At 62.5% G+C, this 12,834-nt stretch carries 13 protein-coding genes; 5 read left to right on the top strand and 8 right to left on the bottom strand.

Annotated elements, in window-relative coordinates:
- Positions 1-97 precede the first annotated feature (97 nt).
- The 4 genes from GGU46_RS04310 to GGU46_RS04295 form a co-directional block, all read right to left on the bottom strand.
- Positions 98-340 (bottom strand): hypothetical protein, encoded by a 243-nt coding sequence (locus GGU46_RS04310; RefSeq protein WP_183402300.1) that lies wholly within the window; start codon positions 338-340, stop codon positions 98-100.
- 185 nt (positions 341-525) lie between these two features.
- Positions 526-2,148, bottom strand: a complete 1,623-nt coding sequence (locus GGU46_RS04305) for a DUF4153 domain-containing protein (protein WP_183402299.1) — start codon at positions 2,146-2,148, stop codon at positions 526-528.
- A 51-nt stretch (positions 2,149-2,199) separates the two neighbouring features.
- On the bottom strand, positions 2,200-2,499 hold the full coding sequence (locus tag GGU46_RS04300) for a winged helix-turn-helix domain-containing protein (protein ID WP_183402298.1): 300 nt from the start codon (positions 2,497-2,499) through the stop codon (positions 2,200-2,202).
- Positions 2,500-2,620: 121 nt separating this feature from the next.
- On the bottom strand, positions 2,621-3,259 hold the full coding sequence (locus GGU46_RS04295) for a hypothetical protein (protein ID WP_183402297.1): 639 nt from the start codon (positions 3,257-3,259) through the stop codon (positions 2,621-2,623).
- A 472-nt stretch (positions 3,260-3,731) separates the two neighbouring features.
- Here GGU46_RS04295 and GGU46_RS04290 point away from each other — a divergent pair, with 472 nt between their 5' ends.
- The 4 genes from GGU46_RS04290 (at position 3,732) to GGU46_RS04275 (ending at position 6,671) form a co-directional block, all read left to right on the top strand.
- Positions 3,732-4,166 carry a hypothetical protein gene (locus GGU46_RS04290; protein ID WP_183402296.1) on the top strand — a complete coding sequence of 145 codons (435 nt, stop codon included), beginning with the start codon at positions 3,732-3,734 and terminating at the stop codon, positions 4,164-4,166.
- A 64-nt stretch (positions 4,167-4,230) separates the two neighbouring features.
- Positions 4,231-5,025, top strand: coding sequence for a class I SAM-dependent methyltransferase (locus tag GGU46_RS04285; protein ID WP_183402295.1), 795 nt, complete (start codon positions 4,231-4,233; stop codon positions 5,023-5,025).
- Between the two features lie 61 nt (positions 5,026-5,086).
- The gene (locus GGU46_RS04280) at positions 5,087-5,968 is read left to right on the top strand and encodes a UbiA family prenyltransferase (protein WP_183402294.1); all 882 of its coding nucleotides are present in this window, start codon (positions 5,087-5,089) and stop codon (positions 5,966-5,968) included.
- Positions 5,969-6,035: 67 nt separating this feature from the next.
- Entirely contained in the window at positions 6,036-6,671 is a 636-nt protein-coding gene (locus GGU46_RS04275) for a hypothetical protein (RefSeq protein ID WP_183402293.1), read from the top strand.
- A 16-nt stretch (positions 6,672-6,687) separates the two neighbouring features.
- Here the strand turns inward: GGU46_RS04275 and GGU46_RS04270 are convergent, their stop codons facing one another.
- Entirely contained in the window at positions 6,688-7,341 is a 654-nt protein-coding gene (locus GGU46_RS04270; RefSeq protein ID WP_183402292.1) for a DsbA family protein, read from the bottom strand.
- A gap of 416 nt (positions 7,342-7,757) precedes the next feature.
- Entirely contained in the window at positions 7,758-9,980 is a 2,223-nt protein-coding gene (gene rho, locus GGU46_RS04265) for a transcription termination factor Rho (protein ID WP_183402291.1), read from the bottom strand.
- A 499-nt stretch (positions 9,981-10,479) separates the two neighbouring features.
- Here rho and serS point away from each other — a divergent pair, with 499 nt between their 5' ends.
- Positions 10,480-11,754 carry a serine--tRNA ligase gene (gene serS, locus GGU46_RS04260; protein WP_183402290.1) on the top strand — a complete coding sequence of 425 codons (1,275 nt, stop codon included), beginning with the start codon at positions 10,480-10,482 and terminating at the stop codon, positions 11,752-11,754.
- Between the two features lie 71 nt (positions 11,755-11,825).
- On the opposite strand, the gene GGU46_RS04255 is transcribed toward serS, so the two are convergent.
- Complete coding sequence (locus GGU46_RS04255) at positions 11,826-12,092, bottom strand: UBP-type zinc finger domain-containing protein (protein WP_183402289.1); 267 nt, start codon at positions 12,090-12,092, stop codon at positions 11,826-11,828.
- Between the two features lie 46 nt (positions 12,093-12,138).
- Positions 12,139-12,588 carry an OsmC family protein gene (locus GGU46_RS04250; protein ID WP_183402288.1) on the bottom strand — a complete coding sequence of 150 codons (450 nt, stop codon included), beginning with the start codon at positions 12,586-12,588 and terminating at the stop codon, positions 12,139-12,141.
- Positions 12,589-12,834: the final 246 nt, after the last annotated feature.

Genomic DNA, 12,834 nt, shown 5'->3' with positions numbered 1-12,834 from the left:
GGGCATCGGGTAATCAACCCCTACCCCCTGGTGAAGCCCAAACCCGTTTCTGGTACAGAAGAAGCAAAACAGTGGCTGGGAGCCGCCGGGCTACACACTAGCGAGCCGCCACCGAGCCGCCCGCACCGGGTGCCCACAGCAGCATTACGTGGAGCAGCGTCCAGAGCATGAGGCCCAGCAGCACCACCGAGCCGGGCAGCACCACCGTTACCAGCCGCTGCCACCGCTCCGGGGCCGAGGCGGCCCGTTCGCGCCAGGTTAGCAGAACGGCCAGGGCGCCGATGCAGCCGGCGCAGAGCAGGCTACCTGCCAGCGTAAGGCCAAGTTGGGCAAGGTTCATGAGATAAGAAGGGGTAGGAAGTAAAGGGAAAACAGAACTTGCGTAATCAGGCGGTTTGCCCTGAACCAGCGGTCAGCCTGGCAGCCATAATTGAGAAAGGATAGCCAATAGGTTTCTGGAATAGATGGGGGTAGCAATACAGGCGGGTCGGATAAACACATGGCTGCCAGGGAAGCCGCCAGAACTTACCGCAGCTGCTCGTAAGCGGTAGCCTCGGCGTAGGTCCAGCTTTGCCAGCTGTGGTACTCGGGGTAGTTGCGGCGCCAGGCCGCCACGCGGCCCCGGATGGCTTCCTGGGCCTCAGAGGGGGTAGCCCGCAGCTCGGTGTAGCTGCCGGGCGAACTGACAACGATGCGCGTCATGCCCTGTAGCACGCTCTGGCGGGCAACCAGCTCGGGCAGTGCCCGCTCGGGCATTTCCAGCAGAAAGCCCAGATCCACCTCCCGGAAGCGCGGACTCAGGTTGTAGCGCACCATCCAGATTTCCCAGTTGCCCAGGGCCAGCAGCAGCAGCACGCCGTACGCGGCCAGCCCGTTGAGGCGCACCAGCGAGTAAGCCGAGCGGCGCTGCCAGATTTTTAAGAGCACCGTGCCCAGCCCGAACAAGGTCAGGAGCAGAAACCCATATACCCCAATGCGCTTGTAGGCCAGGCCCGTGTAGGTGATGTAGTAGTAGTTGCGCAGGCCCACCGACACTACCAGCACCGCATTCTGCACCACCCACACCGTGGCGCCCCAACGCAAGGCCCGCAGGCCGGGGCCGTAGAAGTTGAGGTTGCGGCGGAAAAACCACAGCACAATGCCCATAGCCACCAGAATGCTCAGAATCAGCACGTAGGTGCCCTCGTGCACAAATTGGGTCAGGTCGAAGCCAGGGGTAGGTGTGAAGCCCAGCCAGATCCAGTTGATATCGATGATGTTCACTACCAGCAGCAGCACGTTCACCAGCCCGAACACGGCCAGGGCGGCCAGGTACTCCTTGCGCAGATCAAGGGAGCGAAAGCGGCGGGCCCGGAAATTGGGGTTGCGCACACTCAGGGAAGCCACCCGGTCGCGCTGCCGGCGCACAAATTCCCCCAGGCGCGACTCCTGATCTTGGAAGAAGTGAAACGGCACGACTACCAGCGCCGCGGCCGTAAGCAAGAGGCCCAGCAGAAAAAACAGCAGGTGCGGCACCGATATGGCCGGTAGCAGCGCCGCCAGCCACTCGCCCAGCCGCTGGAATAGGACCGACGCCAGTTGGCTATAGCGTGGGTTAGCCAGGCTGAACAAGACGTGGAACAGCACCAGTATAGCCACCGGCACCAACAGCACCCGGCCGTAAAAGCGCGTGCGGCGCCAGGAGCCCGCCTTGTTCTGCGGCAGCCGCAGGTAAGGCAACAGCCCGGGCCCTACCCGCACGGCGCTGCTCAGGGCCGTAAGCAAGGCAAAGACCACCAGCCGCAGATGGGGCTGATTGACGTAGCCCAGCATCATCACCAGGGAGGCTACGCAGGCCAGCTTGGCTACCCCCGAGCCCAGCAGCAGCACACAGCCCGCGCTCAGCACCGTGCCCCCCACCATCAGCCAGAAGTAGCCGGAGCGGCGTGCGGCGGCGTACCGCGGCAAGCCGGCCAGCGTAGCCCCAACCACCAGCAGGGTGTATAAGGCTAGGTTAAGTCCTACCTCCTGATTCCAGAACAACACGTCGAACAGGACCGCGCCCAGCGGAATCAGCAGCTTCTGCCGCACCGACAGCGGAATGGGCGCCGGGCGGGACAGGGCCGCCGCGGGAGCAGGTGCGAGCCGGGAAGAAGTAATAGCGTTCATGAAGTTGGTTTTATAAAGAACTTTGTGTTTCAAAGTACAGGCACAAAAAAATTACGCTTCGCCGCGCAGCAGTTTTTCCAGGGCGGCCAAATGGTCCTGGAAGGCTGATTTGCCCTCGGTGGAGGCCGCGTACGTGGTGTTCGGCTTTTTGCCCACAAACTGCTTGGTTACCAGCACATAGCCCGCTTTTTCGAGGGCCGCAACGTGGCTGGCCAGGTTGCCGTCGGTTAGGTCCAGGGCTTCCTTCAGCTCATTAAAGCTCACCGAGTCGTTGGCCATCAGCACGGCCATTACGCCCAACCGGACCCGGTTGTCGAAGGCTTTATTGAGCGTGTGGATGACGTGTTTCAAGGAGAGAACTAAAGAGGTGATGGAGTGATGCAGTAGTGAGGCTACAAGAACGTTGGATGCGCCCAAGCCGCGTAGGCCACCGGGCACTCCTTGCTTCTTCCCTCAGCTCTTCATCACACGCTTACCGTTCGTAGCGGTTATACATCAGCAGACCGTAAATGATGTGCCCCAGGCCGAAACCGAGCGCAAAGAACGCCAACCCGAAGCCGGGGAACAACACGGCCACCAACCCCAACCCGATATCGGTGAGGCCCAGCCATCTAATTTCGTCGAGGGTGTACTTGCTGGCATTGAGCAGGGCCAGCCCGTAAAACAGCAGCATGCCGGGCACTACCAGCGCCACGGCCCCTTGCCAGTACAGCGCCAGACAAAACAAGCCGCCGGCCACCAACGGAATCATCAGGCTCAGGGCCAGCCGCCGACCCAGGGCGCTCCACAAGGGCTGGCCCGCCCGCCGGGCCCGGCGCACCGTGAAGAAAGTAGCTACCGCCAGGGCCGCCCCAATGATGCCGAATGCCAGCAGCAGCAGTTGTGGTAATAGCTGCTCCCGCTCAGCCGGGCTGCTATCTACCAGCTGCAGGTACCCCCCGGCCGGATAAATGCACTGCAGATACCCATGCCCCGCCCACGTGCCGAGCAATGCCACTACCCCCGCCCCTACCCCCGAAAGGCCACTGAGCGAAATAAAGCGGGAGGACCGCTCCATGATGGCGCGAATCTCGGTGAGTTGAGCAAGCGGGTCAGGTCCGGGCTTCGACATGGCTTAAAGAACTTTGCACTGCAAAGCAAGTGAGGTTTACCCGACTTTCCTAGCAGTGTAGCCAACATTTTTTTGCGGCTTCTTTCCCAAGATGGTTCGTCGCCCTTGAGTAAGGCTGACGTTGGTTGCTGCCCGCCCAGCCCAGGGCGCGCCCCGAATGCCCTGGGTTATTCTAAGACTCAAGCTTCAGCCTCCCAGCGAATTACCACGCGGGCGAGGCAGGGCGGCCAAGGAGCTAAGTGGGTGGGCACGCCGGGGCGGGGGGCACCGGCACGCCAGCTTTCAGGAAACGAAAGCGTGTCAGCCCGGCTCACGCCCACAAACGGCCCAATTCGAGACAGGACATTCCCAACAAAAAATTGCCTCTACATCAATCCAGCTATGTTTTCAGGGCGTATTGACCTTCTGACTACCCCCATTGCTACCTCCCACTCCGCTTTGCCTCATTACGTTTCCTTTACTTCTTACCATTATGGCAACACTGAATACTTCGGCCTACTCCACTATTGCCCGCGCCTTTATTCTCTGGGCTTTTGCTAACCTGGGCGGCACCCTGTGGCTGCTGCTCGACTTTTCCCTCGAGCGGGTGGACGACTACCCGGTTGCCCTGCTCACGGGCCTGGTTGCAGCCTTGGTTTCGCTGTGCATCGTGCCGCTCGTCATTCCTTTCTTCAGTCTGATGTGTCACCTGCAGGTAGGGTTGTCGCGCCGCTCTTTGGCTTTGATTGGCGTAACCCTGTTTTTCCTGCTGGCCAACAAGCTGCTGGAACTACTGCTCCCCATCAACTCGGTGCACGACCTGCTGAGCATGTCGCTACCGTACTGGGCCGCCGCCATGCTCACGGTGCTCTGGCTTTACAGCCCCGGCCAGCGCGAAAGCACCAACCGCACTACCGCCTGCGACTAACGCGCGGCGGGCACCACCTGGCCCGGGCACAGCCATCTTCAGCTGCTTCGCGTAGGGTACTCCCATGAAGCTGCGCCTCCAGTTGTTTGAGTTTGAAGATTTGTCCTGGTTTCCGGCGGTAATCCGGGCGGGCATGATGGATTACCTGCGGTTTATGATATCGGCTTTGGGTACCTACCAGCCCATTGTGCCGCTGCTGCGGGACGCCCTGCGCGAAACCCGGCAGGCCCACATGCTGGAGTTGGGCGCCGGCGCTGGGGGCGGCACGGCCGGGGTGCTGCGCCGCCTCCGGGCTACCGGCCTGCCCGAGGCCCGCGTAACGCTTACGGACCTTTATCCCCAGCCCGCCGCCTGGCAGCTGCTGCAGGCCCACACGCCCGGCCTGGGCTACGAGGCCGCCGCCGTAGATGCCACCGCCGTACCGGCTGCCCTCACCGGCTTCCGCGCCATTTTCTCGGCGTTTCACCACTTCCCGCCCGCTGCGGCCGAGGCCATTCTGGCCGATGCCGTGCGGCAGCGGGCCGGTATTGGGGTGTTTGAGGGGGCCGGCAAGCACTGGGCCGAGCTACTGCTGGCCTGCACCGTGCTACCCGTGGCCCAGCTGCTGATTACACCCTTCATTCGGCCTTTCCGCCTCAGCCGGCTGTTCTTTACCTACGTGCTGCCCCTGATTCCGCTGTTTACTATCTGGGACGGCTGCGTATCCATTCTGCGACTCTATCCGCCCGGGCAGCTGCTGGCCCTGGCCCACCGCGCCGATCCGGCGGGCACGTTTCGGTGGCAGGCGGGGGTAGTGCGGCACTGGTGGGGGCCGGAGGTTACGTATCTGCTGGGGGTGCCCCACGAAACCGGGCGGTAAGCCGTAGCTTGCGCCTCAGGCTGCTCCCGGCGGCTTGTCGGCCCGTTCCCCTCCCTGTGCTATGCCTCTTGCTGCTTACCGCCGCGCGCTGCCGTTGCTGCGCATTCCGTTTTCGGTGTACCTGATGCCCGTGTTTTGGTTTGGCCTGAGTGCCCTGCGCCAACCCTTCGGGGGGTGGCGGGCCGCGGCGGTGTTTGGGGTGCTGCACCTGCTGGCTTACCCCGCCTCCAACGGCTACAACAGCTACTACGACCGGGATGAGGGCAGCATTGGCGGGTTGCGCCAGCCACCCACAGTATCGCGGGAGCTGCTGCACCTGGTCTGGCTTTTCGACGCGCTGGCGGTGCTGGGGGCCGGGCTGCTGAGCCTGGCCTTTGGGGGAATGGTGGCCGTGTATCTGCTGGTTTCGAAGGCGTATAGCTACGAGGGAATCCGCCTCAAAAAATATCCACTGCTGAGCACGGCGGTGGTAGTGGTATTTCAGGGGGCCTACACGTTTCTGATGACGCAGGTGGGGGTAGGCGCCGGCCCCGCCGGGGTGCTGGCCCCCGATAACCTGCTGCTGGCTCTAGTGAGCAGCCTGTTTCTGTGCGGCTCCTACCCCCTTACCCAGGTGTACCAGCACGCCGAAGATGCCCGCCGCGGCGACCGGACCCTAAGCCTGCGCCTGGGTATCCGGGGCACGTTTGTTTTTGCGGGCGCGGCCCTGGCTACGGGCGCGGCCGTACTGGTGGCCGCTTACCTGGGGCGCCGGGAGCCCGCCCATGCCGTTATTTTTCTGCTTGCTACCGGCCCGGTAGTGGTTTTGTTTTTGCGCTGGGCCCGGGCCGTGTGGCAGAACGAGTCAGCCGCCGATTTCGACCATACCATGCGCATGAACCAGGTTTCCTCGCTGTGTTTAAGCGCGGCCTTTCTGCTGATGCTGCTCTGGCAGCGGTGGTAGCTACGGGCAGCATCTGGTAACCAGTCCGCTTGCGTACATTAGCTCACTCCTATTTGCTGCTTTTCCTATGCGCGCCCTGCTGCTCTCCCCTCTCCTGCTGCTGGCTACGGCCTGCTCTTCTCCCAGCCCTGAGTCTGGGAAAGACGCTCCCGACCCGGCCACCCCCGATGCGGCCACGGCTACTGCCGCCGAGCCCCTGGATACGGCGCGTCCGGCAGCCGTTGATGCCCAAACCGATACGCTGCTGACAGCCCGCCGCCGGCACCTGTTTTCCTCGCCCGGCTCCCCGGATGCATTTTCGCTGGTGCTGCGCGGAGCCTCGGTGCTCACCGCGGAGGCCACGCTCACGATTACAACGGCCGCGGGCCAGGTTATTTTCCGGGAAGTGCTGTCGGCCCCTGATCTGGAAGCAGCCATGGTGTACGACATGCCGGGCCCCACCGCCACTCAGGCCGAGCGGGAAGCTTATGTACACCGCCGCATCCGGGAGTTCTTTGCCGACCAAAACTTCCGCCGCCCGGCCGTAGCGGCCGCCGCTACCTTTCCGGCCGCCGCCGACGCCCCTGCCGGTACCGACCGCGCCGCCTGGGACGATTTGCGCCGCCGCCCCGAGGCAATAGGCTTTCAGTATCTGGTAGGGAAAGAAGACCGCCACACCATTGCCTGGTCGCCGTTGCGCAAGCAGGTTGTGCGCATACCCTAGCCGGTATGCGGCAACCCTACCCCTCCGCCTGGCGCAAAGCTTCTTCCAAGTCGCGGCGGAGGGCGTTGAACGGCTGGAAGCCGCGGGCCAGCACGTAACCTTGGCTGCCTACCCGCAGAATCAGGGTTGGAAAGCCCTGCACCCCGGTTTTACCCACGGCGGCAAACTCCAGCTGGGTTCCCCGAATGGTTTCGGGGCGCGTAAGCTGCTGCCGGAAATCTGTGGGCTCTACGCCGTAGGCAGCGGCCAGGGGCTCGTAAGTAGCCAGGTCGTTCAAATCGGCGCCATCCCGGAAATACGCCTGCTGCACGGCGTGGGCAAACCGGGCGGCGTGCTCCTGGCGCAGCTGCCGGAAGGTATGAATAGCCCGGCTGGGCGGCTCGGAATCCTGCACGTAGCGGCCCTCTTGCCCCCGGGCCCGAAAGGCTGCGCCAAACTGCACGCCCGTAATCTTTTCTACCTGGGCCAGGGCTCCGGTCAGGAAATGCCAGTCCTCACCAATAGGGCCTACCTGTTCCCCGGTTATCATGCCGCCGCACAGCACCGACACGTCCAGGCGGCCGGCAAAGGCCTCCTGGACCTGCTGCACCACCGGGCTCATACCGTAGCACCACGCACACAGAGGGTCGAAAATGTAAAGTAGTTCGGGAAGATCAAGCGGCTGTTCCATAGGCTGCAAAGAACCGGCGTTCCGGGCAGCGGCACAACTACCCGGTAAACGAAAGGCGGCATTTTACACCATCCTGCCTTCTCCTCAGCAGGGCTTACAGGGAGAGGAGTAGTATATAAATAGGGCAGTAACCTTAACCAGTATAACTATTCCGGTTTTGTTTCTCAGGTCTAATCATGCACTGGTGCGCGCTGCAAGGCCTAGGTTGGGTAGCAGTGTCACCTCTAAACTCTCCGAGGCCAGCATTGTGCGCTACACCTGGGGTAATACTGGCCGCGCTGTCTTCGCTGTATTGGCGCCGGTTTTTCATTAGCCTACTTCGTACTCTCCCCTACCCCCCGTACTATGCGCAAAGGCCCGTTCCGCAGCTGCAGAACGGGCCTTTGCTTGGCGTATGGCCAAGTACCAGACGGGGACTACCCGTTCATGGCCATCAGGAACTCCTCGTTGTCGCGGGTGCCTTTCATGCGGTCTTTCAGGAACTCCATGGCTTCGGAGGCCGTCATGTCCGACATGAACTTGCGCAGCACCCAGATGCGGTTCAGCTCATCCTTGCTCATGAGCAGGTCTTCGCGGCGGGTGCCGGAGGCGGGCACGTCAATGGCTGGGAAAATGCGCTTGTTGGCCAGCTTGCGGTCCAGCTGCAGCTCCATGTTGCCAGTGCCCTTGAATTCCTCGAAGATAACCTCGTCCATCTTCGAGCCGGTTTCAATGAGGGCCGTGGCAATGATGGTCAGCGAGCCGCCATCTTCCACGTTGCGGGCGGCCCCGAAGAAACGCTTGGGCTTGTGCAAGGCGTTGGCATCCACACCACCCGAGAGGATTTTGCCCGAAGCCGGCTGCACCGTGTTGTAGGCGCGGGCCAGGCGGGTAATCGAGTCAAGCAGAATCACCACGTCGTGGCCGCACTCCACGAGGCGCTTGGCCTTTTCCATGGCAATGGTGGCAATTTTTACGTGGCGGTCAGCCGTTTCATCGAAGGTGGAGCTCAGCACCTCGGCTTTCACCGAGCGGGCCATGTCCGTTACTTCCTCCGGGCGCTCATCGATGAGCAGAATCATCAGGTACACCTCGGGGTGATTTTCCGAAATGGCGTTGGCAATTTCCTGGAGCAGCACCGTTTTACCGGTTTTGGGCTGGGCCACAATCAGGCCGCGCTGGCCTTTGCCGATGGGCGCAAACAAATCCAGAATCCGGGTGCTGTACTGGGCCGACTTGGTGGTCAGCTTCAGGCGCTCTTCAGCAAACAGCGGGGTGAGGTTGTTGAACGGTATCCGGTCACGGGCTTCCTCCACGGAGCGCCCGTTGATGCCTTCCACGCCCACCAGGGCAAAATACTTCTCTCCGTCGCGGGGCGGCCGGATGGAGCACTTCACCGTGTCGCCGGCTTTGAGGCCGAACTGCTTGACCTGCTGCGGCGACACATAGATATCGTCGGGCGAGGCCAGGTAGTTGTAAAAGGGGCTGCGCAGGAAACCATAGCCGCCATCGGGCATCATTTCCAGCGTGCCTTCGCCCGGAATTACGATGTCCATTTCCTGGCGGGCGGGGCGCTGCTCGGGGCGGGGCTGCTCGGCTACGCCGGCGGCCTGGCGTTGCTCCTGGCGCTGCTGGCGCTGCAGCTCCCGGGCGGCGTAGCGCTCCTCGCGGCGCTGTTCGCGCTGCTCGCGGGCATCGGGGCGGCCACCCTCGCGCAGGTTACGGGGCTGATCCAGGGAACGGCCGTCGCGGGCGGCTCCATCAGGGCGGAAGTCAGCGCGGGGCGCGTCGTTGCGCAGCTCCCGTTCCCGGGGCTGCTCGGCGCGGCCGTTGCTTTCGGGCCGGGCGGCTCCATCGGGGCGAAAATCGGCGCGAGGAGCGTCGTTACGGCCCTCACGCGGGGCATCGTTACGGTATTCGCGGCCCTCGCGGAAAATGCGGGGCTGGTCGGCCCGACCCTCGCGGGCGGGAGCCGGCGCCTCAGCGGGGCGCGCTTCACGACCAGCCGGAGCATCCTGCGGGGCAGCGGCGGGTTCCAGGATTTCTGCGGCAGGCGCCTCCGCTACCGCCGTAGCAGCTTCGGCGCTGGCCGGGGCCTCACTGGCCGCCGGGGCCACAATGGGCCGACCAGCGCGGTCGGTGCGGGTGCGCCGCTCGGGGCGCTGGTACAGCTTTACGGGCCGGTCGGGGCCCGCGTCCACTTCGGCCGCCGCTACCGGAGCTACTTCCGGGGTAGGCGCAGCCTCCGGGGCAGCGGGAGCAACAGGGGCGGGCTCCGGGGCGGCCACGGCAACCTCGGTAACGGGAGCATCGGGGGCAGCTTCCGTGGGAGCGGCGGCAGCCTTGCCGCGGGCAGCAGGCTCCCGGCGCGGGGCGGCCGGACGCGGGGCACGGGCGGCGCGGGCAGGTGCAGCTTTAGCGGCAGGCGCTTCCGCAGCCGGGGCCTCCGCCGGGGCGGGTGCTTCCGCGGCAGAGCTTGCAGACGCCGCTGATTTCACTTTTTGAGGAAGTTTATCCGGAGGAGTAATGGCTTGCTGATCGAGAATCTTGTAAATCAGATCCTGCTTGCTGAGTTTTTTGAAATTGCCAACATTCAGTTTTTCAGCAATTTCCTTTAGTTCGGACAGCAATCGGTCCTTCAACTCGTCAATAGTGTACATATAAGAAGCTGAGCGAAAAATTCAGGCGGGGCAGCGGAAACCAAAGGAAACCAAACGGGACAGCACAGGGCATTCCGGGCACAACGGACAACCGCAACGCGGGGCCAGACGCGAGAAAGAAGCGAGGGGTAAAACCGTGGGTGGGCCGGGTGGCACAGAATAATGTTGCGGGCCAGACGCGGGAAAAAGAAACCCTACGCGTCCGGCAGCCAGCGCCGGCTACTACTTGCAATGTTAACGCAATGTGCCGGAACTGCCAAATTACAGCAGAGATTTTGCTGCTCGGGTTCATAACGCAGCTTCGGCCCAAAAGGATACACCCAGCCAGGTAATTACTCTCTAACTTTTCCGGGGTAGTTATCATTCCCCGCGGGCCCTGATTCGGGATGAGTCAGCGGCCGGCCGCCCTGCCCGCGGGCCCTGATTTTTACGGCCGGCTCCGCATCTATTAAATAAGCCGTTTACTTTTGTCTTATTCCATTCTGCGTTTTCTGCTGTTATGCTGCAAGTTTCTGTCCTGAGAGAGTACACCGATGCGGTGCTGGCCGGCCTGGCCAAAAAACATTACAAAACCGCCGAAGCTGACGTGCAGGCTATTCTGGCCCTCGACCAGCGGCGCAAGGATTTGCAAACGGCCCACGACTCGGGGCAGGCCGAGGCCAACGACCTGGCCCGCCAGATTGGGGCCCTGATGAAAAGCGGCGACAAGGCCGGGGCCGAAACCCTGAAGCTGCGCACGGCCGAGCTAAAGCAGCAAACCAAAGCCCACGCCGAGGAGCTTAGCCAGGTGGAAGACGCGCTGCAGCAGACCCTCTACAAACTGCCTAACCTGCCCCACAGCAGCGTGCCCGAGGGCCGCTCAGCCCAGGACAACGAGGTAGTGCGCGAGGTAGGCCGGCAGCCTACCCTGCCCGCCAATGCCCAGCCCCATTGGGAGCTGATCAAGAAGTACGACATCATTGACTTCGACCTGGGCATTAAGATTACGGGGGCGGGTTTCCCGGTGTACAAAAACCAGGGCGCCCGCCTGCAGCGCGCCCTCATCAACTTTTTCCTGGATGAGGCCCGCGACGCCGGCTACACCGAAATTCAGCCGCCGGTGCTGGTAAATGAGGCCTCGGGCTACGGCACGGGCCAGCTGCCCGACAAGGAGGGCCAGATGTACCACGATGCCCAGGACAACCTCTACCTCATCCCAACGGCGGAAGTCCCGATTACCAACCTCTACCGCGACGAGATTGTCGCTGCGGAGAAGCTGCCCATCCGCAACGCCGGCTACACGCCCTGCTTCCGCCGCGAGGCAGGTTCCTGGGGCGCCGATGTGCGCGGCCTCAACCGCCTGCACCAGTTCGATAAGGTCGAAATCGTGCAGATTGCCCACCCCGAGCAGAGCTACACCCAGCTGGAGGAAATGCTGGCCCACATTGAAGGCCTGCTCCAGAAGCTGCAGCTGCCCTACCGCGTACTGCGCCTCTGCGGCGGCGACATGGGCTTCACCTCGGCCCTGACTTACGACCTGGAAGTATGGTCGGCGGCGCAAGGCCGGTGGCTGGAAGTATCGTCGTGTTCTAACTTCGAAACCTACCAGGCCAACCGCCTCAAGCTGCGCTACCGCGCCGAAAACGGCAAAACCCAGCTGCTGCACACGCTCAATGGCTCGGCTCTGGCCCTGCCCCGCATTGTGGCGGCCCTGCTCGAAAACAACCAGCAGGAAGACGGCATTCACCTGCCGGAAGTGCTGCACAGCTACTGCGGCTTCAGCAAGATTGGCTAGCGGTTCTCCCTGATTCAAAGAAAGCCCGTCCAAAGCAATTTGGACGGGCTTTTTTAGTCTTACTGATCTGATCAGTACCCTCCCATCTGACTATCCATATAGCACCAGGCCCATTGTTCACCGGGTTCGGCAGAAATAACCACGGGGTGCTGGGTGGCCTGAAAGTGATGGGTAGCGTGCTTGTTTTTTGAGGAATCACAGCAGCCAACATGGCCGCAATCCTGGCGCACGCGCAGATGCACCCAGGTATCACCCAAGGCCAGACACTCAGTACCCACTGGGTTAGCCGGTACAGGAGCTACAGTTTCAATGGCTTGTAAGTGCTGGCATAGAGGCATACAAAGAGGCGTTTACTGATATGATTAGCGTACGGACGCCAAGTTGCTACCCCACCACGGTGGTTACAACGCGTAGGGCGCCGCTGGTGAGGGTTTTCTGGACGGGGCACTTCTCGGAAATCAGCTGGAGACGCTGGCGCTGCTCCGGCGTGAGGGGGCCCAGCAGCCGCAGCTCCTTCTGGATTTCCTCCAGCATTTCGCCGGCCTGCTCGCATTTCTCGCAGTCGTGGTGGTGCACGCGCTGGTGGCGCAGGCGCACTTCAATGCCTTCCAGGGGCCAACTTTTCTGGGTGGCGTAGAGCCGCAGCGTAATGGCCGTGCAGGCGCCCAGGGCCGAGAGCAGCAGGTCGTAGGGGGTGGGGCCGCGGTCCTGGCCACCAACCGCCACGGGCTCATCAATAAGGTAGGTGTGGCGGCCGGCCTGAATTTCGGCCAGCAAGGCCTCAGGCCCGACTTTTACCAGAACGGACGGGGTAGCGGGGGGTTCGATTGGCATTAGCAAGAAGGAAGAATAGCCTGGCTACAGCATACGACGCGGGGCCGCCGACAGTAACATAATCGGCCTCACTTTGTGGGCTCGCCCTACCCCCTGCTGTAGTGCAAAGCCTCCCACGCTGGATGCTGCGCGCCTGGAACCAGAAAACTTGCCGTGAAATTCTCACCTCCTTTCGCTGGCAAGGAAGCAAAGCAGTCAGTCTGTCCTGATAGGGACAAGACCGCACAGTGTTAGGATTCTGTGGGA

This window comes from Hymenobacter latericoloratus (genome assembly GCF_014199535.1).
GTDB classification, from domain to species: domain Bacteria; phylum Bacteroidota; class Bacteroidia; order Cytophagales; family Hymenobacteraceae; genus Hymenobacter; species Hymenobacter latericoloratus.
This window is presented reverse-complemented; position numbering and strand designations above follow the sequence as displayed.

Coding starts and splice junctions, on each gene's coding strand:
- GGU46_RS04295 (WP_183402297.1), bottom strand. CDS start 3,259: ATGTCGAAGCCCGGACCTGACCCGCTTGCTCAACTCACCGAGATTCGC.
- rho (WP_183402291.1), bottom strand. CDS start 9,980: ATGTACACTATTGACGAGTTGAAGGACCGATTGCTGTCCGAACTAAAG.
- GGU46_RS04310 (WP_183402300.1), bottom strand. CDS start 340: ATGAACCTTGCCCAACTTGGCCTTACGCTGGCAGGTAGCCTGCTCTGC.
- GGU46_RS04250 (WP_183402288.1), bottom strand. CDS start 12,588: ATGCCAATCGAACCCCCCGCTACCCCGTCCGTTCTGGTAAAAGTCGGG.
- GGU46_RS04270 (WP_183402292.1), bottom strand. CDS start 7,341: ATGGAACAGCCGCTTGATCTTCCCGAACTACTTTACATTTTCGACCCT.
- GGU46_RS04305 (WP_183402299.1), bottom strand. CDS start 2,148: ATGAACGCTATTACTTCTTCCCGGCTCGCACCTGCTCCCGCGGCGGCC.
- serS (WP_183402290.1), top strand. CDS start 10,480: ATGCTGCAAGTTTCTGTCCTGAGAGAGTACACCGATGCGGTGCTGGCC.
- GGU46_RS04290 (WP_183402296.1), top strand. CDS start 3,732: ATGGCAACACTGAATACTTCGGCCTACTCCACTATTGCCCGCGCCTTT.
- GGU46_RS04275 (WP_183402293.1), top strand. CDS start 6,036: ATGCGCGCCCTGCTGCTCTCCCCTCTCCTGCTGCTGGCTACGGCCTGC.
- GGU46_RS04255 (WP_183402289.1), bottom strand. CDS start 12,092: ATGCCTCTATGCCAGCACTTACAAGCCATTGAAACTGTAGCTCCTGTA.
- GGU46_RS04285 (WP_183402295.1), top strand. CDS start 4,231: ATGAAGCTGCGCCTCCAGTTGTTTGAGTTTGAAGATTTGTCCTGGTTT.
- GGU46_RS04280 (WP_183402294.1), top strand. CDS start 5,087: ATGCCTCTTGCTGCTTACCGCCGCGCGCTGCCGTTGCTGCGCATTCCG.